Raw genomic sequence first — 16,290 nt, forward strand, 5'->3', positions numbered from 1 at the left:
AGAGATGGAAATGATGAAAAAATTCATAAGAAATTATGGAAGATATGATATAAAAACTGTAAAAGATGAGTTTTATCCTAAAACTTGTGAAGAAATAGATTGGTTTATACAAGAGTATGGATTGAACCCAAAATTATGTGGTATATCTGTTTTTGCTTTTGATTTAAATGAAAGAAAAAAATTTTTAAATTTTATGAATGAAATGAAAGATAAATTAATCTAAATATAACATTTAATTTACCAATTAGAATTATTCGATCTTTTAAAAGAGATTAATTTATTTATCTATGAACTCCCCATTGATTAAGTATCTTAATGAGGGAGTTTTTATTATATATATATAAGTTCCAAGTTTAAAATGTTAATATTTTTATAAAAAGATAAAATTGTTTATTAATAGGGTTTTTAAAATTATTTTTGTTACTTGATAATCATATAAAAATGAGTATAATTTTATTATATATAAATATAAAATTAAAATTTTAATGGAGGGAGAATATGAAAAATAAATTTATAATAAATACCAAAAAAGAATTTGAAAATCTTATTTGGATGTCAAAAAATTTAAATAAAAAAGAAAAAATTATTTTCACAGTTTTATTTTTTGGTGCAGCTATTGTAATTGGAATTAATCTATATATTCCATTTATATATAAAGATTTGATTTTAAATTTAGAAAATAAAATGGCCTTAAATTTAATTTTATTGTTTGGAATACTCTACACTTCAAGTTTAATATTAAATTATATATTAGATTATATATCTTCTATACTTTCTTATAAAATAGAAAAATCTTATAAAGAAAAACTTTATAAAAAAATATTTTTATCAAAAGAAAAAACTATTAAAAAAGATGGAAGTTCATACTATTCAGAAATTATTTCAACGGATACACAAAGAGCTTCTCAATCATTAAACTTACAAAGTATAAACAGTTTATTTTCAATATTGATATCAATAACAGCGATAATAATATTATCTTTTATAGATATTGTATCTTCTTTTATTTCAATAATATATTTTATTATTTATATATATATCTTTTTGAGACCTTCTATGGAAAAAAATAAAGGTAAAATACCTGGATTTGAAGATTATAGTAATTTAATGGAAAGTTCGAGAAAATTAATTAGTTATGTTAATGATTCTTTGGAAGGAAGATTAGAAATAAAATCAACTTTATCACAAGACTATGAATTAGAAAAATTTGAAGAAAATTCGCAATCTATATATTTAGGATTTAAAAGAATTTGGACAAAAGAATTATCAAATTTTTTATTTCCTTTCAATTTTTTAGATTATATTTATTATTCAATGATATTTGTTTGGTTTTATATTTCTTATATTTTAAATAAAAGCATTGGTATTGATCAAATATTTTTTATATTAACTTATATAGGTATAATAAATTCTAATATAACTCCTTTTATGAATTATCTGTTCAAAAATAGAAACTTCTTTTCTCCTTCAATAATAAAAATTAAAGATATTTTTGAATTTAATGATGAAAGAGAAAATGAAGAAGAAAAGATAATAGAAAATATAGAAGAAATAAAATTGGAGAATGTAGATTTTTCATATACCGATAAAAAAATTTTGAATGATATAAATTTAAGAATTAAAAAAGGAGATAAAATAGCCTTAATAGGTAAAAGTGGAGAAGGAAAAACTACTTTAGTGAAACTCATAACTGGAGAAGAAAAAGCAAATAAAGGAAATATATTTATAAACTCAGAAAATATAATGAATATAAAAAATATCTATGAAAAAATAGGAGTTTTAAGTCAAAATAGTCATATATTTAATCGTTCAATAAAAGAAAATATAACAATGGGAAGAAATATTGATGAAAAGAAATTAAAAGAAGTAATAGAATTATCGGGAGTAAAAGATTTCATAGAAGATTTGGAAAATGGAATATACACAATAACGGGTCAAAATGGTTCATATCTTTCTGGAGGACAGAGAGTTAGAATAGCACTTGCTCGAATGATGTTATCTGAACCAGAAATAATAATACTTGATGAACCACTTGAAGGTGTTGACAAAATAAAAGAAGAAAAAGTTATAGAAAATATAAAAAAATATATAAAAGATAAAACAGTAATAATAATATCTCATAGATTCAGTATTTTAAATATGGCTGACAGAATAATAGGATTAGAAAATGGAAAGATTGTTTTGAATGATCTGAAAGAAAACGCATTGAAATCAGATAATATTTTTAAGTCTTTTTTTGATGCTGAAAAGAGAATGACCTTTATAAAAGATAAAAATAAAAATGAAGGAATATAATCTATTCCTTCGTTTTTATATTTGATTTTTAAAAATATTTATATAATCTTTTGAATTTTTCATTAAATATTCATGAGAACCAGAAGCAGTTATTTTTTTATCATTTAATACGAATATTTTTTCACAGTATTTTATTGTAGATATTCTATGGGAAAGTATTATTATTATGCTATTGAGAGATAATAATTTATTCATAATATTTTTTTCATATATAGAGTCTATTCCAGAAGTTGCTTCATCGAGAATGATTATATCTGGATTTCTTAAAAAAATTCTTGCAAGGCCTATTCTTTGTTTTTGACCTAATGATAAATCTCCAAATCCTTCTCCTATAAAACTGTCTAATGATAGATCTAATCCACATATGTTAAGAATATCAGTTATTCTTTCTTTTTCAGTTTTTATACCCATCGTTATATTTTCATATACTGTTCCTTGGAATATGTGAGGATTAGAGCCTGTATAAAGTACTTTTCTTTCAAATTCTTTTATACAAATATTGGTGATATTCGTGTTGTTTATATATATTTCACCATTTTGGGGATATATAAATTTTAATAAGATATTTGCTAAAGTAGATTTTCCACTTCCACTTTGTCCGACTATAGCTATTTTTTGGTTTTCCTGAATTATTAAGTTTATATTTTCTAATATAGGATGATCTTTTTTATAATAAAAATTAATATTTTTGAATTCTATTTTGTTTATCTTTTTAAAAGAAATACTTGAATCATAATTCATTTTTGTTTCTGTTAAATTGAAAAAATCAATTATTTTTTCAGCTATAGGAATAGTTTTTAAAGTGGAATTCCATATATAAGATATTCTTTCTATATTATTGTATAAAGTACCAAGATAAGAAAAGACAGCTATAACAACACCTATTGAAGTTAAATTTTTCTTTATTAATACTAATCCTAAACCGAGAAACAATAATGGTAATAGCGTTGAAAGATACTGTTGTATTCCATAGTTTAAAGTTTGGTACTTTGCAAGTGGTTTAACTTTTGATATCCATTGTTGAATAAAATTTTTAACTTTTGATATAAAAAATTTTTTTGAATTATATATATTTATTTCTTGTGAGCCATCTAAAGTATCTCTAAATATTTCAATAGTTTTTGAATAGTCTTCTCTTTCAGATCTTGATGAATCTTGTAATTTCTTTATATAACCACTCATAGAAAAATAATATAATAAGGTTGATAATAATGCCATTATTCCAAAGATATAATTAAAAGACCAAATTATTATTATACCTATTATAAAATTTAATATTTCAAGTAATATAGCATAAAATGCTGATATAGAACGTCCAACTTTTTCTGTATCTGAAATAGCTATTGATAGTATTTTACCTCTTCCATTTTTATCAAAATAAGAGAATGGAAGATTTAAAGATTTTATCAGTATTTTTTCTTTTAATTGAGCTCCAGCAAGAGATTCTGAAATGTTACTAATATATCCAGATATTATTTCTATTAAAATACTCAAAGTTGAAGCTATTAAAATATATATTAAATATAATATGATTTTTTTTAATTCAAATTCTCCTATATTATCAAAAAGAACTTTTAGCATTATTGGAATTATTAATGTAAAAAAAATCTCAAATAATCCAAGAGTAAATAATGAAATTTGATATTTTATATTTGTTTTTATAAGATTCAAAAAAAATTTAAAAGTTTTTTTATTCAAGATATTTCACTCCACATATTAATAATAGAATTTATATCTCTTTTTTCTATTTATAAAATTTTTAGATACAACAATTTCTAAAGTTAATAGAAATTTATTTTCATTGATTAAGTTTAATCCATGTTAAGTATTGTTAATAAAATTATACATAATTTTATATGGTAGTCAAGTGATTTTGTAAATACTCAAAATCATTATTAATAAAGAGTTTTTGTTTTTTTATTTTTATTGAATATTTTGAATATGGCACTATTTTTTAATAAGATAAAAATAATATCTTTAAAAAATAGAATTTAAAGGTATTTCAAAGTTTAATGAATTCATTTGTTTTCGAAAATAGAATATTTTTTTAAAATTAATTTAAGGTTGTTTTTATGTTTAGTTTTTTTTGTTTAGATTTTATATTAAAATAAATATAATGAAGATATTTTTGGAGGTGTTGTTTTGATAAAAAATAGAGATTATTTTTTAAATAATGCATTATATACGGCTAAGAATATACTTGGGGATATTTTAGTTTTGAAAAAAGATAACTTTGTCTTTGAATTTAAGATAGTCGAGACAGAAGCATATTGTGGAATAAAAGATAAGGCTTGTCATTCTTATGAGGGGAAAAAAACAAAGAGAAATCTTTCTATGTACAAAAGTGGAGGGCATATCTATGTATATATGATATATGGAATGTATTATTGTATGAATATAGTGTGTTCTAAGGAAAATGATCCTCAAGCAGTTTTAATAAGAGGGGTAGAACCTTTAAATCATTTAGATTTTTTAAAGAGAATAAGAAATGTTAAGAAAGTAAAAGATATAAGTAATGGACCTGGAAAGTTATGTATGGCTTATAAAATAGATAAGAATTTTGATGGTTATGACCTTTTGGACTCCAAGGATTTATATTTGAGAAGAGGAAATAAAGCCTTTGAAGTGGTGGAGTCCAAAAGGATAAATATAGATTATTCTGAAGAGTTTAAAGATAAACTCTGGAGATTTTATATAAAAGATAATGAATTTGTATCAAAAAAATAGTTATATTTTTTTATTTTTTTTATTTGTATGAAAATATATTATTAAAGCAGCTATTATTATTAATGAGTATCCACCAAGACTTAGTATATCTGGAATTGAATCAAACATAAAATATCCAATTATTCCTGAAAAAAGAACATTCGTATAATTTAATATAGATATTTCACCTGCTGGAGCAAGTTTGTATGAAATTGTTAAAGTGAATTGACCTATTACAGCAGATATTCCCACTAAAAGCATTATTAATATTTGAAATAATGTCATTGGTTTGTATTGAATTATCATAACTGGTAATGTAGTTATACTTGAAAAAAATGAAAAGAAAAATACTATAGTATAGAAAGATTCTTTATTTCCAAGATATCTGACTGTTGTATAAGCACCGGCTGAGAATATTGCTCCAAAAAGCCCTATAATGGCTGGCAGTATATCAAAATTGAATTGTGGTTTTATTATCATTAGAGCGCCTAAAAAAGCTATTATTAATGTAGGAATCTGTATTTTTGAAAAATTTTCTTTTAAAAGAAAGTAAGCAAAGATACTTACAAAGAATGGATTTAATTTGTTTATCATAGAAGCATCTGCAAGTAATAAATGATCTAAGCTGTAAAAGAATGATATCATTCCAAGAGTTCCTAATGCTGATCTGATTATTAAAAATTTTAGGTTTTCTCTCTTTCCAAAAAAATTTTCTTTTTTTCTATATATTATAAAGCCCGTTATTATTACGGCTATTAGATTTCTAAAAAATGTTTTTTGGAATGTTGGAAGATCTCCTGCAAGTTTTACAAATGCTCCCATAAAAGCAAATGCGAGTGATGACAATAACATTAAAAGTACTGCTTTCTTTTTATTATCCATAATTCACCTCTTATAATATATAACTAATTTTATTATAGACTTTTTTTGTCAATCTCTTGTTAAGTGAATAAAGCTTTCTATTTAATATGTCTTTGTTTAAACTTTGCAATTTTCTGATTTTCGTTACCTTAATTTAAATTTTGGTGTTCAATTTTAACTTTTTGTACATCTTAATTTAGTTTTTATTTAATGAAATATATATAACATATTAATGTTGTGTGAAGATAAAATTTAGAAAATTTCAGAGGTGTTAATATGAAAGAGATTATGTTTAAAGCTTGGGTAGAAACATGGGAAGAAATATATGGTCAAAACCTTGTTAAAGAGGTTCTAAAAGAATTTTCACTTGTTTCTGAAAATGGAAAATCTGTATTAAAAGATTTAGAAGATAGTATAATATATAAAATTCTTGATAAAATGAGTATTAAAACAAAAAAACCTTTGAAAGATCTTTTATTTGAAACTGGAACTAAGAATGTTAATACTTTCTATAAGATGTATGCACCTTTTTTTAAGAAAAAAGGAATATTATCATTTATGTCTGTTATGGATTTTGTACATAAATCTATTGCTGGAAGGATAAAAGGCTCTAAACCACCTAAAATAGATTTTGAGTATATAGATAAAAATAGTGCTTATGTCGTTTATAGGAGTGAAAGAAAATATCTTACTTATTATTTTCTTGGAATGTTGAGTGGAGCATCACAACATTTTGAAGATCCCATAGAGTATGAAATTATTGAAGAAAATAATGATGATGGTTCTTATTTAAAAGTAAAATTAAAAGCTTCAAAGCAATATGGAGAAAGTATAATTTTGAAATTTTTTAAAATTCCAGGTCTTTCATCGAAAAAGGGAAGCTTTATCATGTATATGTATTCTTTATTGATTAGTTTTATTATAAATTATTTTTCTATATCCTACGTTTTTAAATCCTTCATAGAGTCTATTCCAATTTCTATATTTCTTTCTTTCAGTATATCAACTTTTTTTTATATAATTTTTCTTGTATATAAAAATGCTTTTGAAAAAATAATAAATAAAAGTATTGAAAATATGGCTAAATTTAATTTTGAAGATCCAGTAATGATATATGGAGATAAAGTCATAAATGATAATAATAAAAAAGTTAATAATTTTAGAAGAAAAAATCAAGAAATATTTACTGAAATGATGGTCGATGTTGATCAGATAGAAAATTTCACAGAAAATATAGTAGATTATTCTAAAAACATAAAAGAAGATACTCAAGAATTAAAAGAACTCGTTGGAGAAGTGAAGAAAAGCTCAGAACTCATTTCAAATGATTCTCAAGATATATCTTCTATTATTAATAATAATTCTCAAAAGATAAATGATATTCTCGGTAAAGGAGATAGCATTTCTGACACTCTTTTGAAAAGTATAGAGCTTTTAAAAAAGAATGATAAAATTGTTTTAGATTCTTCAGATGAAATTATTGAAATGACAGAAAGATTTAATATTTTGATGAGTGAGAGTAAAGAGGTTCAAAAAGATACACTCAATACTCTTAAAGTAATTGATTCTGTGACTTCTATCGCCGAACAAACTAATTTACTTGCATTGAATGCTGCTATTGAAGCTGCCAGAGCTGGAGAATTGGGAAAAGGGTTTGCCGTTGTTGCTGATGAGATAAGAAATCTTGCCGAAGAATCTAAAAGATCAGCTTCTGATATTTCTAAAGTAATAGTTAATATTTCAGATAGGATTAATAATCTAACAGAAAGTATACTTTCTGAGTATAATAAATCAAGAAAAGAAGCAGATAATCTTAGTAAATCTGTTGAAGAGAGTGCAGAGAAAACTATTCATCTTGAACATCTTTCATTAGAAGTAAAAAATGTTTTTGACACTTTATTGGAAGAAGGAGAAGAGCTTCAAAAAACTGCCATAAATATAGAGAGTCTCATGGCAACATCACAAGAAAATTCGGCTGTTTCAGAAGAAATGTATAGTTCATTAAAAGAGTTTATCACTCGTTTAGATAGCATATTTGATAGTCTTGAAAAATCAAAATTTTTTATAAAAGAATTTACAAATAAGTTTTCTAATATAAGATATTAATTTTTTGGACCACTTTTAGTGGTCTTTTTTTGTATAATTGCCATACTTTTTGTATAATATATATATAAGAAAAAGGGGGAAAAAATTTATGAATTGGAATATTTTAGAAAAAAACTATAATAAAGATGATTATATTAAAAATGAGACAATTTTTGCCCTTGCGAATGGATTTTTAGGTATTAGAGGGAGTTTTGATGAAGGAAATATTATAGGACATGATGGAACATATATAAATGGATTTTATGAATTAAATGATATAAAATATGGAGAAAAATTCAAAGGCTATCCAAGTCAAGGACAAACTATGGTTAATGTGGCAAATACAAAAAGAGTGAATATCTTTTTTGATGATGAAAAATTTGATTTAAATACGGGTGAAATAATAGAATATGAAAGAAATTTGGATATGAGAGAAGGAATTTTAAAGAGAGAAATAAAATGGAGATCCTCTCAGGGTAAGATTATAAGATTAATTTTTGAAAGATTTGTGAGTTTTAAGGAAAAGGGTTTAATATTTTATAAATATAATATAATTCCATTGAATGGAAGTGTGAAAGTGTCTTTTGAATCTATTTTGGATGGAGGAATTAGAAATTATTCTAATCCTGAAGATCCAAGAGTTGCAAGCACTTCTGAAACGGTTTTTGAAACTATTGAAAACAAAACTTTAGATGATGATTTATATATATATCAAAGAACAAAAAGAAGTAAAAAAGAATATGGTGTTTATTTGAAACATAGAATTTTAAAAGGAGATTTGACAAGAAAAAGATATTTTTCTAAAGATGATTCTTCAAGTATTATATTTGATTTTAATTTGAGAAGAAATGAGAGTGCTTCTATAATTAGAAATGCGTATTATTCTTTAGGAGGTTTAAATTTTAAGCTTTTTGAATATTTAAAAGAAAAGTCAGAGGAAGCTTATGAAAATGGCTATGATTATTATTTGGATTATCAAAAGAAATATTATAGCGATTTTTGGAATAATTGTAATGTTGAAATTGAAGGTGATGATAAACTTTTACAAGGAATAAGATTTAATATGTTTCATATACTTAATTCAACGGGTAAAGATGGCATAACAAATATAGCTGCAAAAGGATTGACCGGTGAAGGATATGAGGGGCATTATTTTTGGGATACTGAAACATATATACTTCCATTTTTTATATATACAAATCCTGAAATAGCTAAAAAATTGATTGAATTTAGATATAATACCTTAGATAAAGCTAAAGAAAGAGCTTTACAAATGAATCATAAAAAAGGAGCTTTGTATCCTTGGAGAACTATAAACGGATATGAATGTTCATCATATTTTCCGGCTGGTACTGCACAGTATCATATAAATTGTGATATAGCAATATCTATAAAAAGGTATTTTGAAAGTACAAATGATGAAGATTTATTGGTGAAATTTGGGGCTGAAATACTTTTTGAGACTTCGAGACTTTGGATGAATACGGGATTTTTTATAGATGGAGAATTTAGAATAAATGGTGTTACTGGTCCTGATGAATATACTGCTATAGTTAATAATAATTATTATACAAATATAATGGTTAGTGAAAGTCTCAAGTTTTCTGTTTATGTTTATAATTTTCTGAAAAAAAATTATAATAAAGAGTTTATAAAACTTATAAATAAAATAGACTTGATGGAAGAAGAAGTTGAAGAATGGATAAATGCATCTGAAAATATGTTTTTGCCATATGATAAAAAACTTCAAATCAATGCACAAGATGATAGTTTTCTTAGTAAACCTGTATGGGATCTTGAAAAAGAAAAAAATTTTCCTTTACTCTTACATTATCATCCACTTGTTCTTTATAGATATCAAGTTTGTAAACAAGCTGATTTAATACTTGCTGAAGTTCTTTTGAATTATAAGTTTGATAAGAAACAAATAAAAAAGGATTATGATTATTATGAAAAAATAACAACTCATGATTCTTCACTTTCAACTTGTATATTTTCAATTGCCGCAAATTATATAGGATATTTAGAAAAAGCTTATAATTATTTTATGATGACTGCAAGGACTGATTTGGATAATCATCATGGGAATACTAAAGATGGAATTCATGCAGCCAATATGGCTGGTACATGGTTAGGCTTGACTATGGGGTTTGGAGGCATGAAAGTGTATAATGATAATATATATTTTGAGCCTAAAGTGCCTAAAGCTTGGAAAAAATATTCTTTTAAAATCTTATATAAATCAAGAAGAATAAAAGTAGAAGTTGATAAACAATATATAAAATATTCTCTTGAGAAAGGAGATCCTGTCAATATATATCATTTTAATAAACATATACTTTTACAGAGTTCATATAAGTTAAAAAATAGATGAATTAAAAAGGGGGATTAGTATGAATCAAAATGGAGTTATGAAATTTATATACGGTATAATTTTCATATTTATAGGGCTTTTAATATTTTTTAGAGGATATATAAATGTAAATATCTGGGAGTATATATGGCCTTTATTTATTTTGTTGGCTGGATTTGGTTTTGAAATTAGTTATTTTGGTAATAGAAGACAAGATCCAGGGATACTTGTTCCAGGTGGAATATTAACATTTTTGGGAATTTTTTTCTTTTTTAATGCCTTTACCAGATTTTCATATATGGATACATTATGGCCTTTATTTATATTTGCTCCAGCTGTAGGGCTTTTTCAACTTGCATATCATTCTAAAAATAGAGCGGTTATGATACCTGTTTATATATTAACGGGTGTTTCATTTGTTTTTTTGATGATAAATATTGCTGGAACTAAAATAGGTTCTTCTTTGATAGGTGCAGGGCTTGTAATTCTTGGAGTATTGATACTATTAAATATGAAAAAAGAAAATAGATAAATCGTTTAAAGAATATCTCAAAGTAACTATATTCATTATATCTATTTCTTGAATGAAACGGAGTGAAAAAGATGGCTCAACAGTATACAAAGAAAATGATACGTGATGTTTTTATTCAAATGCTAAATGAAAAGCCATTTGATAAGATTACAGTGAAAAATATAGTTAATAAATGTAAAATTAATAGAAAAACATTTTATTATTATTATGAGAATTTATATTCCGTTCTTAGAGAGATATTTGAAAGCGAAATAGAAGATGTTATAGCTCAATATAATGAAACTCAATCTTGGGAAGAGAGTTTTATATTCGCTGCGAGGTTTTCTTTAGAAAATAAAAAAGCAATTTATCATGTTTTTAACTCAATACATAGAGAAGAATTGGAAAGATATCTTTATACTATTGCAGGTAATGTTATGTTTAGATATGTAGAAGATATAAATAAAAATATTCAAGCGAGTGACAGAGATAAGAAGATTATTGCTTCATTTTATCAAAGTGCTCTCACTAATATGGTCCTTCATTGGATTGCAGATGGTATGGTTGAAAAACCTGAAATCATCATTCGACGTATAGGGGCTTTATTTGATGGCAATATATCTGAATCACTTAAAAGAAGTAAGAAATTACCCTAATAAAATTAAATTTATTAATCAAATACAAAGCAGTGTCCGATTTTTGGACACTGCTTTGTATTTGACCGTAGTAATAATTTGATCACATTGCTATAATAAAAATGAATGAGATGATTTAAATATGAAGCGAAAAAAGGAGGTTTTTTTATGTATTATAGTAATGGGAATTATGAAGCATTTGCTCGTCCAGAAAAACCTGAAGGAGTAGATAAAAAATCAGCATATTTAGTAGGTTCAGGATTGGCATCACTGTCAGCAGCTGCATTTTTAATTCGTGATGGTCAAATGAAAGGTTCTAATATTCATATACTTGAGGAATCTGATATTCCAGGGGGAGCATTGGATGGTATAAATGATCCACAAAAAGGTTTTATAATTCGTGGTGGACGTGAAATGGATAATCATTTTGAGTGTTTATGGGATTTATTTCGTTCAATTCCTTCAATTGAAACGGAAGGTATAAGTGTTTTAGACGAATATTATTGGTTAAATAAGCATGATCCAAATTATTCATTGATGAGAGCTACAGAAAACAGAGGTGAAGATGCTCATACTGATGGAAAATTTGAGCTTTCAGAAAAAGCCTCTATGGAAATAATGAAAGTATTTTTTATGCGTGAAGAAGATCTTTATGATAAAAGAATAAATGATGTTTTTTCAGAAGAATTTTTTTCATCTAATTTTTGGTTGTATTGGACAACTATGTTTGCATTCCAAAAATGGAATAGTGCTCTTGAAATGCAGAGATATATAAAAAGATTTGTTCATCATGTTGGTGGACTTCCTGATTTTAAGGCTTTAAGATTTACAAAATATAATCAGTATGAATCTCTTGTATTGCCTTTGATGGAATATTTAAAGAGTTATGGTGTTGATTTTCAATACAATGTAGCCGTTACAAATGTTATTTTTGATATTGATAAAGATAAAAAAGTGGCAAAAAAAATAATTTGTACACGTGATGGAAGAGACGATGAAATATCTTTAACAGAAGATGATCTTGTATTTGTAACTAATGGTAGTATAGTTGATAATTCAACACTAGGTGATGATGACCATGTACCAGAAATAAATTATTCAGAAGGTAATTCTTGGAAAGTTTGGAAAAATATTGCAGCACAAGATTCAGTGTTTGGTCGTCCAGAAAAATTTTGTAATAGTATAGAAGAAACAAATTGGGAATCAGCCACAGTTACAACTTTAGACAAAAGAATACCAGAATACATAGAAAAAATATCAAAAAGAGATCCATTTAGCGGTAAAGTCGTTACTGGTGGTATTGTTACAATTAAAGATTCCAATTGGTTGATGAGTTGGACTGTAAATCGTCAACCTCATTTTAAATCACAACCAGATGATCAAATTGTTGTATGGGTTTATTCTTTATTGACAGATGTTCCAGGCAATTATATAAAGAAGTCTATGAAAGATTGTACAGGTAAAGAAATAGTTCAAGAGTGGTTGTATCATCTTGGAGTACCTGAAGATCAAATTGAAGAAATGTCTGAAACTGGAGCTCATTGTATTCCATGTATGATGCCTTATATAACGGCTCATTTTGCACCAAGAGCTGAAGGAGATAGACCAAATGTAGTACCAGATGGATGTACTAATTTTGCATTTATTGGTCAATTTACAGAAACACCACGTGATACAGTATTTACAATAGAATATTCTACAAGAACTGCTATGGAAGCTGTTTATACTTTATTGAATATAGATCGTGGAGTACCGGAAGTTTATGGCTCTAAATATGATGTTAGATGTTTGCTTGATGCAACATCAAAGATGAGAGATGGTAAAAAAATAACAGATGCGGGACTTTCTCTTGAAGCAAAACTTGCAATTAAGAAAATAAAAGGTAAGATAGCTGGTACTGTAATTGAAGATCTTTTAAAAGAATATAATTTGATATAAGAATAAAACCTTCTTTGATTTAAATCAAAGAAGGTTTTTTTATGGCTCCGGCTGAGGGATTCGAACCCCCGACCTAATGGTTAACAGCCATCCGCTCTACCGCTGAGCTAAGCCGGATCTTCCGTTTCCGAAGAAGATTATATCACTAAAACAATTGTTTGACAATCAAATTTAGGTAACGAAAATATTAATTTTTTTTAATATTATAGGTAGTTTTGAAATCTTATATTGTTATATAATGTTTCATATAACTCTTTTTTATTTGCATAATTATTTTTTATTAGTTCATTTATTAGTGAATTTAAACCATTTAGCTCTATTTCTTTGCTTAAATTTTCTATTTCATATAATACTATAGATTCATTTTCTATTTCTTCATTGTTCAATATAGAAATTTTTCTTTCTAAAGCATTTATTATTTTTTTATAATCTTTTTTAGTAGCTTTTTCAGAGTGTAATATTTCATATTTTGAGAATGATTTTTCTATATCCTTTTTAAAGTTAAAATTTTCTATTTTTTCTTTGTTTATTTTTGAAGGAATTATTATAATAAACTCCGTACCTTTTTCAGGGGTTTTTACTTTTATAGATCCACCATGCATTTTTATATAATGTTTTGATATAGATAAACCTATTCCAAGTCCATCTCTTCTTCTTTTTAAATAATTATCTGTTTGAAAAAAATCTTCGAATAGTATATCCATATCTTCTATATTTATTCCTGGACCATCATCTTTTATAGTTATTATAGTATCCTGTTTATTTTTATCTATTATTACTTCTATTTGACCATCATCTGTAAATTTTATTGCATTGTCTAAAATCTCTTCTAAGATTCTTTTTATTTTGTATTTATCTATCAAAATTTCTTCTGGATCATTCATTACTTTTAAGATGAATTTTAAAGATTTTTTTTCACATAATGATTCAAATTTAGAAGATACTGTCATTATAAAGTTGATCATATCAATTTTTTCAATATTTAATTTTGGACCATCATTTTCTGATTCAGATTCTATTTTTGCCCTTTCATGAAGTCTTTCAAACTTGTTTAAAAGGTCATAAGAACTGTTTTTTATCATTTCCAACATCATTTTATTTTCTTCTGAAGTGTTTATTTTTAATTGTGAAGAATAACCTATTATTGATTGTAAAGGAGTTCTTATTTCATGTGATAATATTTTTAATATATTGCTTTTAAATTCAGAAGATTTTTTTGCATTGGTTTCTGATATTTTTAACTCGTTTATAGTTGTGTCGAGACTTTTGTATAGGGAGTTAAATTCTTTACTTATCATTTTAAATTCATCATTTCCGTCATAATTTATACTTTTTTCATTTTTCATTCTTATAGATTTTATACCTTCAACTATAGTGTTAATGGGTGTTTTTATTTGATTATCGAGATATGCACTGATCATTTTTATTATTATAAAAGATAATATTATAAAAAATATAGCTATAAATATTATAAAATCTTTGAATTGATCTAATATATTAGAATTTATTAAAACATAATAAGATATAAAATTATTTGATGAACTTTTTATTTCATATCTTTCATAGTTTAGTCTTATACTTTTTATATTTTCAGATAAAATATTATCTATATTTTTTTTGAAAATTATTCCAGAAGGATAATAAATATCGTTTTTGATTCTAAGTATTACATAGTATTTTCCAAATTCATTTTCATTGTTTAAAATATTTATAAAGTGATTTATATTTATTCCATATATATATTTATCACCTTGAAAGTATTGATAAGATATTAGATAATCTTTTTTATCTAATTTTATTGTTGATTGTGAATAATTTATATTTGATATTTTTTCTTCTTTTTCCAAAAAGTTTTTGTATAGATATTTATCAGTTTTTGTGTTATATATGAAATCAAGAGTTTGAATTGAATTGGGTTTTTCAGTCACATAGTTTCTAAATTCATCAGACATTGTTAAGAAAACATTATTAATAATATTTTCTTTATTTCTAAATAAAATATTCAGATTATTTTGAACATTTTGCTTTATAATTCCATATGTAACAAGAAAAATAGTTGTTATTAAAATTAATGAGTATATAATAAAATTATAGTTTATTATTTTAATGATTTTTTTCGAAAAATTTTCTATCATCATTTCACATCCTTATGGAGGTATTTATATGCATTTAGAAAGAGTTGTTGACGTTTTTTTAGAATTAGCAAGACAATTGTATTATCATGGTTCTAATGCAACAGAAATAGAAAAATATATATCAGATGCGGCTCTTGCATATAATTTAGAAGTACAAATAGCTTCTATAGGGACTGTAATATATTTAACCGTTGTTGATAAAAAAGGAAAATCTATAACGAGAATAGAAAGAATTCAAAATACCTCAATAGATTTTAATAAACTTGAACAATGGGAAAATCTTATTAAAAAAATGATTTCCGAGACGCCTCCTATATCTTTTGTTAGAGATGATATATTGATACTTAAGTATGAACAGAATAAGATCATAAGGTCTATGCCTATAAATATTATAGCAGTTTTTATAGCATCTTTCTCATTTTCATTTGTTTTTAAAGGAGGATTTTTTGAAGGTATTGCTTCAGGTACTGTGGGTACTATAGTATATCTTTTAACTATGAGGATTAAAAATAAAATTTTTAAGGATTTTATGGCAGGGTTTTTACTTCATACTTTGATAAAAATATTATCTTTGTATTATTCAATAAATCCTTTTCCAACTTTAGCTGGAGCTGTTATGGTTTTTGTTCCTGGTTTGTTATTAACTAATGGTATAATGGAGATTGGAGACAGAAATTTGGTTTCAGGAAGTTCTAAGTTGTTAGAAGCCATTTTTGTTCTTGGAGCTCTTGTTATGGGAGCGGGTATTTCCGCAGCATTCTGGAGGTAATT

At 25.0% G+C, this 16,290-nt stretch carries 11 protein-coding genes, 1 tRNA gene and 1 pseudogene; 9 read left to right on the forward strand and 4 right to left on the reverse strand.

All coding sequences use genetic code 11. The features are described from left to right. Both PWP28_RS00635 and PWP28_RS00640 read left to right on the forward strand, forming a co-directional pair. Positions 1–223: pseudogene (locus PWP28_RS00635) on the forward strand (hypothetical protein); the annotation flags it as partial. 275 nt (positions 224–498) lie between these two features. Next, positions 499–2,295 carry an ABC transporter ATP-binding protein gene (locus PWP28_RS00640; RefSeq protein ID WP_308644047.1) on the forward strand — a complete coding sequence of 599 codons (1,797 nt, stop codon included), beginning with the start codon at positions 499–501 and terminating at the stop codon, positions 2,293–2,295. Positions 2,296–2,310: 15 nt separating this feature from the next. Here PWP28_RS00640 and PWP28_RS00645 read toward each other — a convergent pair whose 3' ends face one another. After that, positions 2,311–3,993, reverse strand: coding sequence for an ABC transporter ATP-binding protein (locus tag PWP28_RS00645; RefSeq protein WP_308644048.1), 1,683 nt, complete (start codon positions 3,991–3,993; stop codon positions 2,311–2,313). Between the two features lie 444 nt (positions 3,994–4,437). Here PWP28_RS00645 and PWP28_RS00650 point away from each other — a divergent pair, with 444 nt between their 5' ends. Continuing rightward, positions 4,438–5,022 (forward strand): DNA-3-methyladenine glycosylase, encoded by a 585-nt coding sequence (locus PWP28_RS00650; protein ID WP_206050514.1) that lies wholly within the window; start codon positions 4,438–4,440, stop codon positions 5,020–5,022. On the opposite strand, the gene PWP28_RS00655 is transcribed toward PWP28_RS00650, so the two are convergent. Further along, positions 5,023–5,883, reverse strand: coding sequence for a DMT family transporter (locus PWP28_RS00655; protein ID WP_109604212.1), 861 nt, complete (start codon positions 5,881–5,883; stop codon positions 5,023–5,025). A gap of 255 nt (positions 5,884–6,138) precedes the next feature. Here PWP28_RS00655 and PWP28_RS00660 point away from each other — a divergent pair, with 255 nt between their 5' ends. From PWP28_RS00660 to PWP28_RS00680, 5 genes are all read left to right on the forward strand, one after another. Further along, complete coding sequence (locus PWP28_RS00660; RefSeq protein WP_308644049.1) at positions 6,139–7,968, forward strand: heme NO-binding domain-containing protein; 1,830 nt, start codon at positions 6,139–6,141, stop codon at positions 7,966–7,968. A gap of 88 nt (positions 7,969–8,056) precedes the next feature. Next, the gene (locus PWP28_RS00665; RefSeq protein ID WP_308644050.1) at positions 8,057–10,321 is read left to right on the forward strand and encodes a glycosyl hydrolase family 65 protein; all 2,265 of its coding nucleotides are present in this window, start codon (positions 8,057–8,059) and stop codon (positions 10,319–10,321) included. 19 nt (positions 10,322–10,340) lie between these two features. Continuing rightward, on the forward strand, positions 10,341–10,832 hold the full coding sequence (locus tag PWP28_RS00670) for a hypothetical protein (protein ID WP_308644051.1): 492 nt from the start codon (positions 10,341–10,343) through the stop codon (positions 10,830–10,832). Positions 10,833–10,903: 71 nt separating this feature from the next. Continuing rightward, positions 10,904–11,467 (forward strand): TetR-like C-terminal domain-containing protein, encoded by a 564-nt coding sequence (locus PWP28_RS00675; protein WP_305081818.1) that lies wholly within the window; start codon positions 10,904–10,906, stop codon positions 11,465–11,467. A 147-nt stretch (positions 11,468–11,614) separates the two neighbouring features. Further along, on the forward strand, positions 11,615–13,384 hold the full coding sequence (locus PWP28_RS00680) for an oleate hydratase (protein ID WP_305081817.1): 1,770 nt from the start codon (positions 11,615–11,617) through the stop codon (positions 13,382–13,384). 42 nt (positions 13,385–13,426) lie between these two features. On the opposite strand, the gene PWP28_RS00685 is transcribed toward PWP28_RS00680, so the two are convergent. Continuing rightward, positions 13,427–13,501, reverse strand: a tRNA-Asn gene (locus tag PWP28_RS00685). Between the two features lie 86 nt (positions 13,502–13,587). Beyond that, positions 13,588–15,519, reverse strand: a complete 1,932-nt coding sequence (locus PWP28_RS00690) for a HAMP domain-containing sensor histidine kinase (protein WP_158274775.1) — start codon at positions 15,517–15,519, stop codon at positions 13,588–13,590. A gap of 28 nt (positions 15,520–15,547) precedes the next feature. Here PWP28_RS00690 and PWP28_RS00695 point away from each other — a divergent pair, with 28 nt between their 5' ends. Then, positions 15,548–16,288 carry a threonine/serine exporter ThrE family protein gene (locus PWP28_RS00695; protein WP_158274776.1) on the forward strand — a complete coding sequence of 247 codons (741 nt, stop codon included), beginning with the start codon at positions 15,548–15,550 and terminating at the stop codon, positions 16,286–16,288. Positions 16,289–16,290: the final 2 nt, after the last annotated feature.

The sequence above is a fragment of the Oceanotoga sp. genome (assembly GCF_030445905.1).
GTDB lineage: Bacteria > Thermotogota > Thermotogae > Petrotogales > Petrotogaceae > Oceanotoga > Oceanotoga teriensis.

What these genes read in the sequence shown, in the direction of transcription:
- PWP28_RS00665 (WP_308644050.1), top strand. Translation starts at nt 8,057, where the DNA reads ATGAATTGGAATATTTTAGAAAAAAACTATAATAAAGATGATTATATT.
- PWP28_RS00640 (WP_308644047.1), top strand. Translation starts at nt 499, where the DNA reads ATGAAAAATAAATTTATAATAAATACCAAAAAAGAATTTGAAAATCTT.
- PWP28_RS00675 (WP_305081818.1), top strand. Translation starts at nt 10,904, where the DNA reads ATGGCTCAACAGTATACAAAGAAAATGATACGTGATGTTTTTATTCAA.
- PWP28_RS00670 (WP_308644051.1), top strand. Translation starts at nt 10,341, where the DNA reads ATGAATCAAAATGGAGTTATGAAATTTATATACGGTATAATTTTCATA.
- PWP28_RS00660 (WP_308644049.1), top strand. Translation starts at nt 6,139, where the DNA reads ATGAAAGAGATTATGTTTAAAGCTTGGGTAGAAACATGGGAAGAAATA.
- PWP28_RS00655 (WP_109604212.1), bottom strand. Translation starts at nt 5,883, where the DNA reads ATGGATAATAAAAAGAAAGCAGTACTTTTAATGTTATTGTCATCACTC.
- PWP28_RS00690 (WP_158274775.1), bottom strand. Translation starts at nt 15,519, where the DNA reads ATGATAGAAAATTTTTCGAAAAAAATCATTAAAATAATAAACTATAAT.
- PWP28_RS00680 (WP_305081817.1), top strand. Translation starts at nt 11,615, where the DNA reads ATGTATTATAGTAATGGGAATTATGAAGCATTTGCTCGTCCAGAAAAA.
- PWP28_RS00695 (WP_158274776.1), top strand. Translation starts at nt 15,548, where the DNA reads ATGCATTTAGAAAGAGTTGTTGACGTTTTTTTAGAATTAGCAAGACAA.